At 62.0% G+C, this 15,613-nt stretch carries 13 protein-coding genes and 1 other RNA gene; 3 read left to right on the top strand and 11 right to left on the bottom strand.

Annotated elements, in window-relative coordinates:
- Positions 1-2: 2 nt before the first annotated feature.
- The 5 genes from crcB to RA167_RS09045 all read right to left on the bottom strand — a co-directional run bounded on the left by crcB (position 3) and on the right by RA167_RS09045 (position 6,007).
- Positions 3-383: a fluoride efflux transporter CrcB gene (crcB, locus tag RA167_RS09065; protein ID WP_076787333.1), complete on the bottom strand. Its 381-nt coding sequence runs from the start codon at positions 381-383 to the stop codon at positions 3-5.
- A gap of 229 nt (positions 384-612) precedes the next feature.
- Complete coding sequence (locus RA167_RS09060; protein ID WP_370642900.1) at positions 613-870, bottom strand: formate dehydrogenase subunit delta; 258 nt, start codon at positions 868-870, stop codon at positions 613-615.
- Between the two features lie 15 nt (positions 871-885).
- The gene (gene fdhF, locus RA167_RS09055; protein WP_076785292.1) at positions 886-3,825 is read right to left on the bottom strand and encodes a formate dehydrogenase subunit alpha; all 2,940 of its coding nucleotides are present in this window, start codon (positions 3,823-3,825) and stop codon (positions 886-888) included.
- Between the two features lie 44 nt (positions 3,826-3,869).
- The gene (locus tag RA167_RS09050; protein WP_076785291.1) at positions 3,870-5,489 is read right to left on the bottom strand and encodes a formate dehydrogenase beta subunit; all 1,620 of its coding nucleotides are present in this window, start codon (positions 5,487-5,489) and stop codon (positions 3,870-3,872) included.
- Positions 5,486-6,007 carry an NAD(P)H-dependent oxidoreductase subunit E gene (locus RA167_RS09045; protein ID WP_076785290.1) on the bottom strand — a complete coding sequence of 174 codons (522 nt, stop codon included), beginning with the start codon at positions 6,005-6,007 and terminating at the stop codon, positions 5,486-5,488. Before RA167_RS09045 ends, RA167_RS09050 begins: the two co-directional genes overlap by 4 nt.
- 187 nt (positions 6,008-6,194) lie before the next feature.
- Here RA167_RS09045 and RA167_RS09040 point away from each other — a divergent pair, with 187 nt between their 5' ends.
- Together RA167_RS09040 and RA167_RS09035 are read left to right on the top strand one after the other, a co-directional pair.
- The gene (locus RA167_RS09040) at positions 6,195-7,298 is read left to right on the top strand and encodes a substrate-binding domain-containing protein (RefSeq protein WP_076785289.1); all 1,104 of its coding nucleotides are present in this window, start codon (positions 6,195-6,197) and stop codon (positions 7,296-7,298) included.
- Positions 7,299-7,424: 126 nt separating this feature from the next.
- Positions 7,425-8,378, top strand: coding sequence for a hypothetical protein (locus tag RA167_RS09035; protein ID WP_139336989.1), 954 nt, complete (start codon positions 7,425-7,427; stop codon positions 8,376-8,378).
- Between the two features lie 81 nt (positions 8,379-8,459).
- Here the strand turns inward: RA167_RS09035 and RA167_RS09030 are convergent, their stop codons facing one another.
- The 6 genes from RA167_RS09030 to ompA form a co-directional block, all read right to left on the bottom strand.
- Entirely contained in the window at positions 8,460-8,909 is a 450-nt protein-coding gene (locus RA167_RS09030) for a type II toxin-antitoxin system YhaV family toxin (protein ID WP_076787329.1), read from the bottom strand.
- Positions 8,909-9,229 carry a type II toxin-antitoxin system PrlF family antitoxin gene (locus RA167_RS09025; protein WP_076785287.1) on the bottom strand — a complete coding sequence of 107 codons (321 nt, stop codon included), beginning with the start codon at positions 9,227-9,229 and terminating at the stop codon, positions 8,909-8,911. Before RA167_RS09025 ends, RA167_RS09030 begins: the two co-directional genes overlap by 1 nt.
- A gap of 300 nt (positions 9,230-9,529) precedes the next feature.
- Positions 9,530-9,888, bottom strand: a transfer-messenger RNA (tmRNA) gene (gene ssrA / locus RA167_RS09020).
- Between the two features lie 92 nt (positions 9,889-9,980).
- Positions 9,981-10,691 carry an HAD family hydrolase gene (locus RA167_RS09015; protein WP_076787327.1) on the bottom strand — a complete coding sequence of 237 codons (711 nt, stop codon included), beginning with the start codon at positions 10,689-10,691 and terminating at the stop codon, positions 9,981-9,983.
- An 11-nt stretch (positions 10,692-10,702) separates the two neighbouring features.
- Positions 10,703-11,407: a bifunctional 2-polyprenyl-6-hydroxyphenol methylase/3-demethylubiquinol 3-O-methyltransferase UbiG gene (gene ubiG / locus RA167_RS09010; protein ID WP_076787325.1), complete on the bottom strand. Its 705-nt coding sequence runs from the start codon at positions 11,405-11,407 to the stop codon at positions 10,703-10,705.
- Between the two features lie 230 nt (positions 11,408-11,637).
- Positions 11,638-12,384, bottom strand: a complete 747-nt coding sequence (ompA, locus tag RA167_RS09005; RefSeq protein ID WP_076785286.1) for an outer membrane protein OmpA — start codon at positions 12,382-12,384, stop codon at positions 11,638-11,640.
- Positions 12,385-12,953: 569 nt separating this feature from the next.
- Here ompA and gyrA point away from each other — a divergent pair.
- A complete protein-coding gene (gene gyrA, locus RA167_RS09000) occupies positions 12,954-15,557 on the top strand; it encodes a DNA gyrase subunit A (protein ID WP_076785285.1) in 2,604 nt (867 codons plus the stop codon).
- The last annotated feature ends 56 nt before the right edge of the window (positions 15,558-15,613 follow it).

Here is a 15,613-nt window from a genome sequence, read left to right as displayed (position 1 = left end):
GGCTAGCGGCGAAGCCACGCGACGCTGGCTAGCCCGGCCAGCGTCATGAGTACCGAGCCAGCCAGATGGATCGCGGCCTCGCTGACGGCCCAGCCGATGCGTCCGGCTTGCAGATGCGCGGTGATTTCGGCGGAGAAGGTCGAAAACGTCGACAAGCCGCCCATCAAGCCGGTGATGACGAATAGCCGCCACTGCGGTGCGAGATCCGCATGTTTGCCGAAGTACGCAATGGATACGCCTATCACATAGCCAGCAATCAGATTCGAGGCGAGCGTGCCGAGCGGCAACGCGGGAAGCACGTTGTTGTAGCGCGTGCTGAGTACCCAGCGTAGCAGCGAGCCGAGCGCGCCGCCTAACGCGACTGCGGCCATCGATGAAAGCATCGCGGTTTCCATTCGGGCGCTGCCCGGTAGACTAAATGCTGGATTCTAGCGGATGCGTCGTCAGTCGCCATGGTGTGGTGCATAGGCGTGTGTCACACAGGACGCACACGTGGCGGCCTGCGCGCGCTGCTCGGCGTGCCTATGGCCCGCGTCATGGCACGGGCAACCACAACCGCACGCTGCTCAGGCGTGTCGTGCAAGCGCCTCCTGCAGCTGCGAGGGGCGCGGGTTATGCCGGCGCGGCGGCCGGCATTAATCTGCCACGATAGCGAATAAGGGCCTCGCGCGTGATCGGCATCAAGTCGTCCAACGCCGGATCTACGCCGCGATCGAGCGCGTCGAGCAGCGTGCGTCGCATGCGCGGTTCCCAGAAGCGCTTTAGGTGATCGGCGATACCTTCGAGTGCAGCGTGTCGATCGGGCATCGATTCGAAGAACTCTCCAATGCGGTTGACCATGTCGACCAGGGTGTGCAGCGGCATTGCCATTGTCGATTCCTCGTCCTACTTGGCCGTTGCGACGCTCGAGGCGTCCAGCAAGTTGCGTTCGTTTAGCAGCGTCAGTTGCCGGTCGCTGAAGCGGGCATAGCGCTGCTGCCAGTCCGACAACTGCCCGACGACCGGCGTGACCTGCACCGCAGTTACCTTGTACTCCGGGCAATTAGTTGCCCAGTCGGACGAGTCGGTGGTCACCACGTTGGCGCCGGATTCCGGAAAGTGAAACGTCGTGTAGACGACGCCGGGCTGCATCCGCGTGGTGACCTGCGCGCGCAGGACCGTTTGTCCCGCGCGCGACGCGATGCCGACCCAGTCGCCGCTTTTAATTCCACGGTCCTCTGCGTCCACCGGGTGGATCTCCAGCCAGTCCTCTTCATGCCAGCGCGAATTGTCCGTGCGGCGGGTCTGCGCGCCGACGTTGTACTGCGACAGGATCCGGCCCGTGGTCAGCAACAGCGGGAACCGGCGGGTGACCTTCTCGCGCGTCGGGATGAACTGCGTGATCACGAAGCGTCCCTTGCCGCGCACGAATGTGTCCACGTGCATGGTCGGGGTGCCGTCCGGCGCCGCTTCATTGCAGGGCCACTGGATGCTGCCCAGTTCGTCCAACCGCGCGTATGATACGCCGTGGAAGGTGGGCGTAAGCCGCGCGATTTCGTCCATGATCTGGCTCGGATGGGAATAATCCATCGCGTAGCCGAGCTTGCTGGCCAGCTTGATCGTCACCTGCCAGTCGGCCATGCCAGGCAGCGGGGGCATCACCTGCCGCACGCGGGAAATCCGGCGCTCCGCATTCGTGAACGTGCCGTCCTTTTCCAGGAACGATGTGCCCGGCAGGAAAACGTGCGCGTACTTGGCCGTCTCGTTCAGGAAAATATCCTGCACGACGATGCACTCCATTGACGACAGCGCTGCGGCGACATGCTGCGTATTCGGGTCCGACTGCGCGATGTCCTCGCCCTGGCAATACAGACCCTTGAATGTGCCGCTCAGTGCGGCGTCGAACATGTTCGGAATGCGCAGACCCGGCTCGGGTTGCAGTGTGACGTTCCAAGCGTCCTCGAACAAGCTGCGCGTCGCGGCGTCACCGATATGCCGGTAGCCCGGCAGCTCATGCGGGAACGAGCCCATGTCGCAGGAGCCCTGCACGTTGTTCTGCCCGCGCAGCGGGTTGACGCCGACGCCTTCACGGCCGAGGTTGCCGGTGGCCATCGCCAAATTCGCGATGCCCATCACCATCGTGGAGCCCTGCGAATGCTCGGTGACGCCCAACCCGTAATAAATCGCCGCATTGCCACCGGTAGCATACAGACGAGCGGCTTCGCGCACTTGCGCTGCCGGCACGCCGGTGATCGACTCGGTGGCTTCCGGCGCGTTCTGCGGCTGGGCCGCGAAATCCCGCCATTGCTCGAATGCGAGCGGCTCGCACCGCTGGGCGATGAAGGCCGTGTCGAGCAGGCCCTCGGTGACGATCACGTGCGCGAACGCATTGATGATCGCGACGTTTGTGCCGGGACGCACGGGCAGGTGATACTGCGCGTTGACATGGGGCCCCTGAACCAGATCGATGCGGCGCGGATCGATCACGATCAGCTTCGCGCCTTCGCGCAGGCGCCGCTTGAGCCGTGAGCCGAATACCGGATGGCCGTCGGTTGGGTTGGCGCCAATCACCATAATCACATCGCTATGCGCGACCGATGCGAAGGTTTGTGTGCCGGCCGATTCGCCAAGCGTGGTCTTCAGGCCGTAGCCGGTCGGCGAGTGACACACGCGGGCGCAGGTGTCAACGTTGTTGTTGCCAAATGCTGCCCGCACGAGTTTTTGCACTAGGTACGTCTCTTCGTTCGTGCATCGTGACGATGTGATGCCGCCGATCGCGTCGCGTCCATACTTGTCCTGGATGCGCCGGAACGAACTGGCCGCGTAGTCCAGCGCCTCGTCCCAGCTCACTTCGCGCCATGGCGCGTCGATCGACGCGCGGATCATCGGACGCGTGATGCGGTCACGGTGCGTCGCATAGCCCCATGCAAAGCGTCCCTTCACGCAAGCATGGCCCTCGTTGGCGCGGCCGTCCTTGTGTGGCACCATCCGCACCACTTGGTTGCCCTTCATCTCGGCCTTCAGCGAACAGCCGACACCGCAATAGGCACAGGTTGTGACGACGGCATGCTCCGGTTGGCCCAGTTCGGCAATCGACTTCTCATGCAACGTCGCGGTCGGGCAGGCGGCCACGCACGCCCCACACGAGACGCACTCCGATGCCATGAATGAGACGCCTTCGCTTGCCGCGACGCGCGACTCAAAGCCGCGTCCGGCGATAGTCAGCGCAAAGGTGCCTTGCGTTTCCTCGCACGCGCGCACGCATCGGTTGCATACGATGCACTTGCTGGCGTCATAAGTGAAGTACGGGTTCGATTCGTCCTTCGCGTCGCGCAGGTGATTGGCGCCATCGTAGCCGTAGCGAACCTCGCGCAGCCCCACGACGCCCGCCATGTCCTGCAACTCGCACCGCCCGTTGGACGGGCACGTCAGGCAGTCCAAAGGGTGATCGGAGATATACAACTCCATGACGTTGCGACGCAGCGCCTGCAGCTTGTCGCTTTGTGTGCGCACTTTCATGCCCGGTTCGACCGGCGTCGTACAAGAGGCCGGATAACCCCGGCGGCCCTCAATCTCGACTAGGCATAGCCGGCATGAGCCGAATGCCTCTAGAGAATCGGTCGCGCACAGTTTCGGCACGCGAATGCCGGCGTGGACCGCCGCGCGCATGACCGATGTGCCTGCCGGCACGTCCACCTGCACGCCGTCGATCTGCAGCGACACACTTGGACCGTGGCGCGCCGGCGTACCGAAATCGACGTCGTCCAGCGGCACGTTATTCGCGCGGCAAGCGCACGCTCCGGACCCGCACTCACCACGAAGGCCATCTTGGTTCATGTCGTTCATTGTCTTGCTCCTGCGCGTCGCGCGAAGGCGGCGCGCGTGTGTCGTCATACTGCGGCGCTGCGTTCAGGCTCGTATGGCGTGTCACCGCCGGCGGCCGCAAGGCCGAAGTCTTCGGGGAAATGGTCTAGCGCGGACAGCACCGGGTAGGGGGTCATCCCGCCCATCGCGCACAGCGAGCCGTGCAGCATCGTGTCGCACAGCTCGCGCAGCAACGTCACGTGGCGTGCGCGCACCCGCGCATCCTGCTCCGGTGCACGAAGCTTGTCGATGACCTCCGCGCCGCGCGTGGAGCCGATCCGGCATGGCGTGCACTTACCGCATGATTCGAGTGCACAGAAGTGCATCGCGTAACGCGCCAGCTCGGCCAGGTTGGCGGTGTCATCGTGGACCACGATGCCGCCATGGCCCACGACGGCGCCGATCGCCGCATAGGCTTCGTAGTCCAGTGGCACGTCCCACTGGCTTGGCGGCAGATAGGTGCCGAGCGGCCCGCCGACCTGGATCGCGCGCGCGGGGCGTCCGCTCGCTGTGCCGCCTCCGAATTCGAACACCAGTTCGCGCAGCGTGACGCCGAACGCGAGTTCGACCAACCCGCCGCGCCGTACATTGCCGGCGAGTTGGAACGGCAGCGTGCCACGCGAGCGTCCCATGCCGAAATCCCGATAGAACGCATCGCCACGCGCGAAAATGATCGGCACAGACGCCAACGTGATTACGTTGTTGATCACTGTCGGCTTGCCCCGGTATCCGACTAACGCAGGCAGCGGTGGCTTTGCGCGCACGATGCCGCGCCTGCCTTCGAGCGATTCGAGCAGCGCCGTCTCCTCGCCGCAGACGTACGCGCCGGCGCCTTTCGCGACGAATAGATCGAAGGCTCGACCGGAGCCCAGCACGTCCGGGCCGAGCCAGCCGGCGGCGCGTGCGCGGGCGATCGCCGCGTTCAATCGCGCAATCGCCAGCGGGTACTCGCTGCGTACGTAGAGGTAGCCTTGCGTCGCGCCGGTCGACACGCCGGCGATGATCATGCCTTCGATCAGGCCGAATGGATCGCATTCCATCGACAGGCGGTCCGAGAACGTGCCGCTATCGCCCTCATCCGCGTTGCAGACCACATATTTTTGGTCTGCCTGGGCTTGCAGTACCGTGCGCCACTTGATGCCTGCCGGAAACGCGGCGCCGCCGCGTCCGCGCAGTCCGGCGTCGATTAGGAGTTGGCAGGCGGCGGCTGGCGCCATCTGCAACGCGCGGCGCAGGCCTTGCAGGCCACCGTGCGCCACATAGTCGTCGATCGACAGCGGATCGACGATGCCGATCCGGGAAAAGGTCAAACGTTGCTGCTTGCTCAAGTAGGGGAGGGCCTCGACGAGGCCGACGCATTTCGGATGGGCCGCTGCCTGCGCCTGCGTAGCGTCGTCATCGGCATGCCAACCCGAGTCGAACAACGCGTCGATGTCCTCCAGCGCAACGTTGGCGTAGCCAATGCGGCCGGCGGCCGTGCCGACCTCCACAAGTGGCTCTAACCAAGACAATCCTCGCGAGCCGTTTCGTATCAGTTCAATGTCGAGCCCACGCCGTGCGGCTTGTCCCGCGATGGCCTGTGCGAGTTCATCGGCTCCAAACGCGATCGCAGTCGTATCGGACGGGACGTAGAGGCGAATTGTCATCGGTGCGCTCCCAATCGCGCGTCGTCGATCGCCGCGGCGAGCACTGTATCGAGCTTCGCCGGCGTGACACGAGCGTATGGCTTGCCATTAACCGTCATCGCCGGGGACGTGCCGCACAAACCCAAACAATAGACGGATTGTAGCTCGACCGCTGGGTCATCAGCCCGCGGCGCGGCGCTGGCCGTTGTGGGCGCCGCGCGATGGGCGTCGTCGTGGCGACACGCATCGAAGCGGCGACCCGTGTGGGCCTCGGCATGCCGCGCCAGCGCTTCGCTGCCCATCGCACGGCAGGATTCGGCGCGGCACAACTGGACGGTCACGGCGGCCGGCAGCGACGTGCGGAAGTGGTGGTAGTACGTGATCACGCCGTGAACTTCGGCGCGCGACAAGTTCATTGCCTGGGCCAGCGGGGCGATGACACCGTCGGGGATGTAACCGACGTCGTCTTGGATGGCGTGTAAGACGCTTAAAAGCGAATGTCCCGGTACGGCGCGCGCTGCCGCACTGGTGTGGTGCATAACAAGCCGGACTGCCGCATCTGGCGCCAATGCGGCACCCGTTGCGCGGCCGGTAGCGGGTTCTGCCAAGGGGCCTCCAGTGGAGATGATATATGATTTATAGATTCATATACCGTTCGTGGAATGAATCACTTTCCTGAACGTTAGACGTTGCCGGAGTCGATTTCAATAGGAAAGGGAATTGCATATGAAGACGCCCAGGATTGAAGCGGTGTCCGAATTGCGGATCGTAGCGGATGATCATACGAGCGTGCGCTTGTCAGACGTGATCCTGCTGCTGACGCGACTGGTCGAGTTAGGCAGCATTGCGAGCGCGGCGCAAGCGCTCGGTCTCTCGTATCGACACGCATGGGGTGTGCTGCGCACGGCCGAACAGCGCCTTGGCGGTCCATTGCTGGTCAAGGTTCGAGGCCAAGGTTCGCTGCTGTCGCCGCTCGGCGAAAAACTGCTGTGGGCCGAGCGCGTGCGTATCGAACGGCTGGGGCCGCTCGCGCAGTCGCTCGGTGTCGAAGTTACCGATGAAATCCAGCGATTGCTGGCCTCAGCGCGGCACGACGTGCGGATTCACGCGTCACACGGGTATGCCGTCGCGGCGCTAGTTCAAGCGCTCGCCGAAGGCGGCACCTCGGTGGAGATCCGATATCGGGACAGCGCGGATGCCGTCGCGTCGTTGTCGCGCGGCGAATGCGACCTGGCCGGTTTCCACTTGCCGATTGGACCGTTCCGTGCAGTATGTGCGGCCGTCTACCGGCCATGGCTGGACGACAAGCGTCATGTGCTGATTCACCTGGCTCGCCGCAAGCAGGGGTTGTTCGTACCGAAGGGCAACCCAGAGCACATCGGCGGCCTCGCCGACCTGTCTCGCGAAGGCTTGCGCTTTGTTAATCGCCAGCCGGGCTCCGGCACGCGAATGCTGCTCGACCTGATGCTACGCGATATCGGTATCGATCCGACGCGCATTAACGGCTACGCGTCAACCGAACTGACGCATTCGGCGATCGCGGCGTTCGTGGCGAGCGGCAAGGCCGATGTCGGGTTCGGCGTCCAGCCGGCGGCTGCGTATTTCGGACTGGACTTCGTTCCGATCGTCGATGAGGATTACTACTTCGCGTGCGAGCAAGCCGCGCTCGATATGGCACCGTTATCAACGATTATCGATGAGTTGCGCGGCGACGTGTTTAAGGGCGCGGTGGCGCGGCTGCACGGGTACGATGCCGCGTGCTGCGGCGATTGCGTCCTGCTTCAGGAAGGGGTGGGGCCGCGGTATTCTATTCGGTTTCCTGATCATTGACGGAGCGTCAGGACGGCGGTGAGCGGGGCCTTCGCGCACGGCAATATGTGATCGCGTACCTGAATAGCTTGAGTCGTGCATTGATGTAGTGTGCGGGTTCAGCACGATAGAAGGATGTCAAGCGCTATGACGAAAGTGTACTCACCGCAGCAGATTTCCGTGACAGACTTGCCGATGGACATCGGCTTGGATCGTTTGTTAAACATTAAAGATACGGATTCGCTATCACCGAAGAGTCGGAGCAGGGCGCCAAGTACTGGGCGGCCGGGTAAGCTGGCAGGCCTGCGTTCCCGGCATCGCGGAAACGAAGAGTCGAGCGAGGTGACGCGTTCGCCTGCTGAATCGAGCAGGCAATCCTTCGAAAGTACGAGTTCACCGAAGCTGAGGAGCCGGTTCGTTGAGCTACTATCTACTGAAGAGGAAAAGACTTGGTCTCAAAAAGCTGAGAACTTGAAGCAAAAAACGGCTGTGGAGCCGTTTGTTAATCATCTGGGCGTTGGGGAGGCAAAGTCAAAGACGGCTACGGCGCGGCTTGCTGATCATCTCGCAGGAGAGGACGCGCAGCTAAAGACGGATATCAAACGATTCATTGATCATCTTGCCAAGGGAATCGATGCGCAAGCCGATTTGATGATCAAACTTGTCGATGAGGCCATTAGCGGCTGGGATAAGTATGCGAAGCATGACGTCCAACCCGAGGCACCTAAGCAGCCGGGTAAACGCCGTCGAGGAACCTTCAGCAGCTTGGCCAGCTCGCTTCAAAGCATAGGGCGACGACGCTCTAGCTCGGCCCAATCGATGAAGCTAAACAACCAAACCGTGCCAGGTGTTGCTGCCGCGGCGGCGGATACAACGCCCGCTTCGTCAGCGAAGCAGCAGTCTAAGCTTCGTACGCGCAGCGCGTCGGTGGACAATTTTCGCAACGGTTTTTCGACATTGACGAGAAAACTTAGTGTGAAGCGCCGTAAGTCGATGTCGGATACCGCCGTCACCTCGCGCCCCGCCGATTCCCACGCTGCCGGACCATGTCAAGGCACGCAAGTCGAAGCGCTGATTCAGCAGCTACCTAACCCGGCTTAAAACGGCCACGCGATCGAGGGCTCGGCCGTGCGGCAATACGTCGCCGCGACGGCTGGCTTACCCTCGCCGCGGCCGCCCGGCCTACTTCCAATCGGACTGGCTCGCCGACACCAGCGCAGCCCAATCGTCCGGTGGGTGCCCGCGCTCCAGCATCCGTTGGAAGACGGCATACGGATCACTTTTGCTGCCGGAAGAGCGCAAGGTGTTTTCATCATTCACCCACGCAAAAATGATGATCCGGGTTTTCGAGTCGAACCGAAAAAACAACCGAAATCGTCGTCCGATTTTTGCGCGCCGCCAGTGCCGAAACTCAGCGCCCATGGTATTGCCTTGGCGGTATTCCTCGCGGTTCGGATCACTCGGCACGGCCTCGAATATCAACTTCGACAGTGCAGCGAACAGCCGGACGTTGGCGTTGGACTCGAAACCTTGCGGATCTTGCTGTTGCGCACGTTGAGTCGCAGCATGCAGTTTTACTAGCTGCTCAATTAAACATTCGTGAAAGAGCACATTCCACCCGTGACGCTGGATCACAGCGCCACATCGCCTTCAATGTCTGCGGCCAGGTCGACAAACTGGGGTAGTGTCGCCAGCATGGCTTGCACGAGATCGTTGGGCAAGGTGGTCAGGTGTCGCCCGTTTCGAATGTCTGTTTCCAACAATGCCAAAAAGCTCCCGATGGCCGGGTCTTCATGGGCAGAATCCTCGGCCCGGGTCACGATAACCTGCGAGCCGTGCAGGTCGAACGCCACCTTGCCGCCGTAGTCCACACCGAGCGCTTGGCGGATCGGTTTGGGTAGCGTGATCTGGCCTTTCGAGGTGATGGTGGCGACTTCATGAATGGTGGACATGGCTCTTCTCCCCTGCGTCCATTGATGGTAAGGATAATTCCTTGATGCGTCAAGTTACTCAAGCTGATCCATCGACCGCATCTGTGAATGACCGGCACGAGGTGGGTGACTCTGAAAACCGATTGGATACCCATGCCAGAAAACAACCGATTGGTTGAACAACACCCAACCCATTGATTTAAATGAGCGTGAGACGTGTTGCCTGCGGGCTCTGGCAGCTTTTTGACGTAGAGGAAGGAGAGAGGCGTGGCGGAAGCACATAAGAAAAACCCAACCGAGCGTGGTTGGGGTTTTGAATATTGGTGGAGCCGGCGGGAATCGAACCCGCGTCCGCAAGCACTCTACAACCAGTTCTACATACTTAGTCCAGTCGTTTGCTTTAACCGCACCGACGCGGACGAACACGCTTCGCTACGGCGAGTCACTGAATTTTCGGCCCCGGCGCCGTGACTTCACCGAGGATTAGCTGACGTGAATGACCTCGCGCGGTCTTACGACCCTAGCCCGTCAGCGAGCTAGTGCGAGGCAGGCCGGTGTTAAGCGGCCAGTGCGTACGTTTCGTCGTTCGCAGTTACTTAAGTCCCATTGATTTACGAGGTGACGGGTCCTCGGTATGCCCTGAATTGCTTCGCTACCCACGTCGAAACCAGGTCGGCCCCGAAAAGTAGACAACCATTATCTCACAGAACGTCAGATGCGGTCGATGGGGCGGCTTTCAAGGGACGGGCACGCCCAACCTACCGCGTCCGTGTTACTTCGACATGACCTCGAGCAGGCGCTGGAGTTCCGTTGTCGTTTCGACCACGTGGTCGGCTGCCCAATCGGACGGAGCCATGTTGTTGCCGCAATAGCCATAGGCCGCTGCGACGGTCAGCATGCCGGCCGCCTTGCCGGCTTCGATATCGCGCAGGTCGTCGCCGACGTAGACCATGCTGGTCGGTGCGATGCCGAGCCGCTGTGCGGCCAACAACAGCGGCGCAGGGTGGGGTTTCGGGTACGGTGTGGTATCGCCGCCGATCACACATCCGGCGGCGGCGCCCAGGCCCAGTCGGGCGACCAGCGGCAATGCCAGCCGTTCGACCTTGTTCGTGACAATGCCCCACTGAATGCCGCGCGCGGACAGTCCGTCAAGCAATGGACGAATGCCGTCGAACAGCGTCGTGTCGATGCAAAGATCAGCCTCGTAGTTGGCGAGAAACTCTTCTCGCATCGCGCTGAAATCGGGGTCTTGTGGCCCGATGCCGAATGCGCCGCCGAGCAGCCCGCGTGCACCGGCCGAGGCCAGCGGACGCAGCCTCTGCAGCGGCACATCCGGCAAACCGCGCACGCGGCGCATCTTGTTGACCGCTGCCGCCAGATCCGGCGCGGTATCGGCGATCGTGCCGTCCAAGTCGAACAAGATTGCGCGGCAGGTCGCGAACACGGCAGGTACCGAGGCGATCGGCGAGAGGATGTCTGTCATGTTGTTGCAGTTCACGCGGCGCGTCGGCACGCAAGCATGTAATTGATGCGAGTATCGTCGGTCAACGTGAAGCGCTGGCTGAGCGGGTGATAGGCTACCCCCTTGAACTCATGCGCGAGCAATCCGGCGTCACGAACGAACTTTGCAAGCTCCGATGGCTTGATGAAACGCGTGTAGTCGTGCGTGCCCCGCGGCAGCATTTGCATCACGTATTCGGCGCCGATCACCGCGAATAAATAGGCCTTCAGGTTTCGGTTCAGCGTCGAGAAGAACACCCAGCCGCCCGGCTTCACCAACTGCGCGCAGGCGCGCACGATGCTCGCCGGCTGCGGGACGTGCTCCAGCATCTCCATGCAAGTGACTACATCATAGGTCGCCGGCTCGCGATCGGCGAGGGCCTCCGCGGAGATTTCTTCATACTCGACGTTTGTCACGCCGCTCTCCAGGCTGTGCAGGTCGGCGACGCCCAGTGCGTTCTCGGACAAATCGATTCCCTTGACCGACGCGGCGCCCAGTTGCGCAATTGACTCCGACAGGATGCCGCCGCCGCAGCCGACGTCGAGCACCCGTTTGTCGAGCAAATGGGCGTGCGAGTCGATCCAAGACAGTCGCAGCGGGTTTATGTCGTGAAGCGGCTTGAATTCGGCTTTGGGATCCCACCATCGATGAGCGAGATCGCTGAATTTCTGCAGTTCGTGTGGATCGGCGTTGGTCATGACGGGCAAGGCGGGGGCGGCAGCAAGGCGGCGCGGCGCCGCGAACTGTTCACGCGGGCTAATAATGACTAGTATATCGGGCCACTGACACGCCGGCAAAGCGGTGCCTGCGCGATGATGTCGCAATTGGCGCCGAGCGGAACGTGCGGTGTCGTGGGTGACACTCGGATAAGGGCAAAAAAAAGCCCTGCCGATGCAGGGCTAGAAACCTCGGTTGCAAGCGAGCCGATTTATTGCTGCGGCTGGCTCGGCGTACCGACAGGCTGGTTCGACGTATCGATGGGTTGGTTCGTCGTACCGGCGGGCTGGCTCGACGGATCGATGGTTTGGCTCGTCGTACCGACGACTTCCACTTCCACGCGGCGGTTCGGTGCCAGGCACGCGATCAACGCCTTGCGGTTCTTCTGGTTGCAGTCCGTCACGACCGGGTTACGCTTGCCCTTGCCTTCCGTGTAGATGCGGTTGTCCGGGATGCCCTTGCTGACTAGATATGTCTTCACCGCTTGCGCGCGGCGCAGCGACAGACGGTCGTTGTACTTGTCCGAGCCGATCTTGTCGGTGTAACCCGTGGCGACGACCACTTCGAGATTCAAACCCTGGATTTTCGATGCCAAATCATCGAGCTTTTCTTCGCCGGCTGGCTTCAGCACCGCCTTGTCGAAGTCGAACAGCGTGTCCGCCTGATAAGTGACCTTCTGGCTCGTGATGATGGGTGCTGGTACGACCGGCGGGGGTGCCGGCGGCGTCGGAGCCTGAACTACCAGCGCGCCGTCGCACTTCGCGTTCGCGGTGGCCGGGGTCCAGAAAGCATCGCGCCAGCAAAGCTCGCTCGTGCCGTTCATCCACACGTATTCGCCGGTGCCGTTTGCCCAGTTGTCGTTGGCAGCTTGTCGCGAAGCTGGCACCGACTGTGCCGATGCGGATGCAGCCATGACCGCGGTAGCTGCAATGAACGCGAGCTTTGAAAGTTTATTCATATTTCTCCTCTCGAAATTGAGATTACCGCAGCTTTACTGCGAGCCTGTTGACGAAGACAAGTCAGACATTGCGCGAAGTATAACATTATGGCAATGCGAAAAACCGATGTGTATACACTTCGAACAGTGACTGACTTCTGCGCCACATTTTGCCATACCGGTCCTATCCAACGATAAATTTATCCTTCTCGCTAGGCCTTGATCCGGCAATTGTGGTTTGCTCGCAACAGTCGCCGAAGAACACTGTCGGGCTTGGCTGTGCAGCATTGTAGATAGGCGTTCGGACGCCGTCGAGAAAGGGGATGAATTGGGTGGCGACCCGCGACATTCACGCGCGAGCCGTCGCGGCCGATGTGCCCCCTGGCGCTGCACGGCGCTTCAGGTTCGGGATGAGCGCGCCGGTGAGGCTGTGTGCCCGCGCGCGCGGTACTGCGCGCCGAGGCCGCCGGGGCTCGCATGCTAGAATTGTGCGATACGCGTTGTCCGCTACCGCCACGCCGGCACATGTGCCTACGCCACGCCCCCGGCCCGGGCCCGGCACCGCCAGAGTTCGTCAAAGACACCAATAAATGGATCAATTCGCCAAAGAGACCCTGCCCATTTCTCTCGAAGAGGAAATGCGCCGCTCCTACCTCGACTACGCGATGAGCGTGATCGTGGGCCGCGCGCTGCCCGATGCGCGTGATGGACTTAAGCCGGTGCATCGGCGCGTGCTCTATGCGATGCATGAGCTGAACAACGACTGGAATCGCGCGTACAAGAAGTCCGCGCGTATCGTCGGGGACGTGATCGGTAAATACCACCCGCACGGCGACAGCGCAGTCTACGAGACGATCGTGCGCATGGCGCAGGATTTCTCACTGCGCTACATGCTGGTGGACGGGCAGGGCAACTTCGGCTCGGTCGACGGCGACAACGCCGCGGCGATGCGCTACACCGAGATCCGGCTCGCGAAGATTGGCCATGAGCTGCTGGCCGATATCGACAAGGAGACCGTGGACTTTGAGCCGAACTACGACGGCAGCGAGACCCAGCCGCAGGTGCTGCCGGCGCGGATCCCGAACCTGTTGATCAACGGCTCGTCCGGTATCGCGGTCGGCATGGCGACGAACATCCCGCCGCATAACTTGAACGAAGTCGTCGACGCGTGCCAGCATCTGTTAAATCATCCACAAGCGTCGATCGACGAGCTAATCGAGCTCGTCCCAGCGCCCGATTTCCCGACGGCGGGGATCATCTACGGCGTGCAAGGTGTGCGCGACGGCTATCGTACCGGCCGTGGCCGCGTTGTCATGCGCGCCAAGACCCATTTCGAGGAGATTGACCGCGGCCAGCGCATGGCGATCATCGTCGATGAGTTGCCATACCAGGTGAACAAGCGCTCGCTGCTTGAGCGCATCGCCGAGTTGGTCAACGAGAAGAAGATTGAGGGTATCTCTGATATCCGTGACGAGTCCGACAAGAGCGGCATGCGCGTGGTGATCGAGCTTAAGCGCGGCGAAGTGCCGGAGGTTGTGCTCAACAATCTGTACAAGAATACGCAGCTGCAGGATACGTTTGGCATGAACATGGTCGCGCTGATTGACGGCCAGCCGAAGCTGCTGAACCTGCGCGAGCTGCTGGAGTGCTTCCTGTCGCATCGGCGCGAAGTCGTCACGCGCCGCACCCTCTATGAGTTACGCCGCGCGCGTGAGCGCGGCCACGTGCTGGAAGGCCTGGCGGTGGCGCTGGCGAACATCGACGAGTTCATTGCGATCATCAAGGCGGCGCCGACGCCGCCGATCGCAAAGCAGGAGTTGATGACGCGCGCGTGGGACTCGGCGCTAGTGCGCGACATGCTATCGCGCGCGCAAGGCGAAACCCCGGGCGGGCGCGATGCGTTCCGCCCCGATGGGCTGGCGCCCATCTTCGGCATGCAAGCCGACGGGTTGTATAAGCTGTCGGACACGCAGGCGCAGGAAATCCTGCAGATGCGCTTGCAACGCTTGACCGGCCTGGAGCAAGACAAGATCACCGCCGAGTATCGCGAGGTGATGGCGCAGATCGCCGATCTGCTGGATATCCTGGCCAAGCCGGAGCGGATCCGCACGATCATTGCCGACGAGCTGGTCGCGATCAAGGCGGAATTCGGTGACCCGAGGCGCTCGCAGATCGAATTGAATGCCACCGAGCTTGGCACCGAGGACCTGATTACGCCGCAGGACATGGTCGTCACGATGTCGCACGCCGGCTACATCAAGTCGCAGCCGCTGTCCGAGTATCGTGCGCAAAAGCGCGGTGGCCGCGGCAAGCAGGCGATCGTGATGAAGGACGACGATTGGATCGAGACGTTGTTCATCGCGAACACACATGATCACATCCTGTGCTTCTCGAATCGCGGGCGCGTGTATTGGCTTAAGGTCTACGAGGTGCCGCAGGGCTCGCGTAACTCGCGCGGCCGGCCGATCGTGAATATGTTCCCGCTGCAGGAAGGCGAGAAAATCAACGTGGTGCTGCCGGTCAAGGAATTTTCGGCTGACAAGTTCGTATTCCTCGCCACGTCGCTTGGCACCGTGAAGAAGACGCCGCTGGAGGCGTTCTCGCGGCCGCTGAGGAAGGGCATCATCGCGGTGGGGCTCGATGATGGCGATTTCCTGATCGGCGCGCAGATCACCGACGGACAGCATGACGTGATGCTGTTCTCCGACGCCGGCAAGGCGGTGCGCTTCGACGAGAACGACGTGCGGCCGATGGGGCGGGAGGCACGCGGCGTGCGTGGCATGCAGCTCGAGGACGGCCAGCAGGTGATCGCGTTGCTAGTGGCCGGCGGCGAGTCACAATCGGTGCTGACTGCGACCGAGAATGGCTACGGCAAGCGCACGCCGATTGCCGAATACACGCGGCATGGGCGTGGCACAAAGGGTATGATCGCGATCCAGACCTCGGAGCGCAATGGCCGGGTGGTCGCCGCGACGCTGGTTGAAACGGATAGCGAGATTATGCTGATTACGACCGCTGGTGTGCTGATCCGTACGCGCGTTTCTGAGATCCGTGAGATGGGCCGCGCAACGCAAGGTGTTACACTAATTAGCCTTGACGAGGGCACCAAGCTGTCTGGCTTGCAGCAGATCGCTGAGACCGACGCGGAAGCCGACGCCGAGTCCGACACGGAGACGGGTGGCGCTGACGAATGACGGCCAGCTGAATGCATGTCAGTCGGGTGGGGCTGCGGAGCGAGCGCTGGGTCGAC

Origin of the sequence: Mycetohabitans endofungorum (genome assembly GCF_037477895.1) — a bacterium.
Taxonomy (GTDB): Bacteria; Pseudomonadota; Gammaproteobacteria; order Burkholderiales; family Burkholderiaceae; genus Mycetohabitans.
The sequence above is the reverse complement of the archived record's forward strand: the minus strand, read 5'-3'. Positions and strand labels throughout refer to the sequence as shown.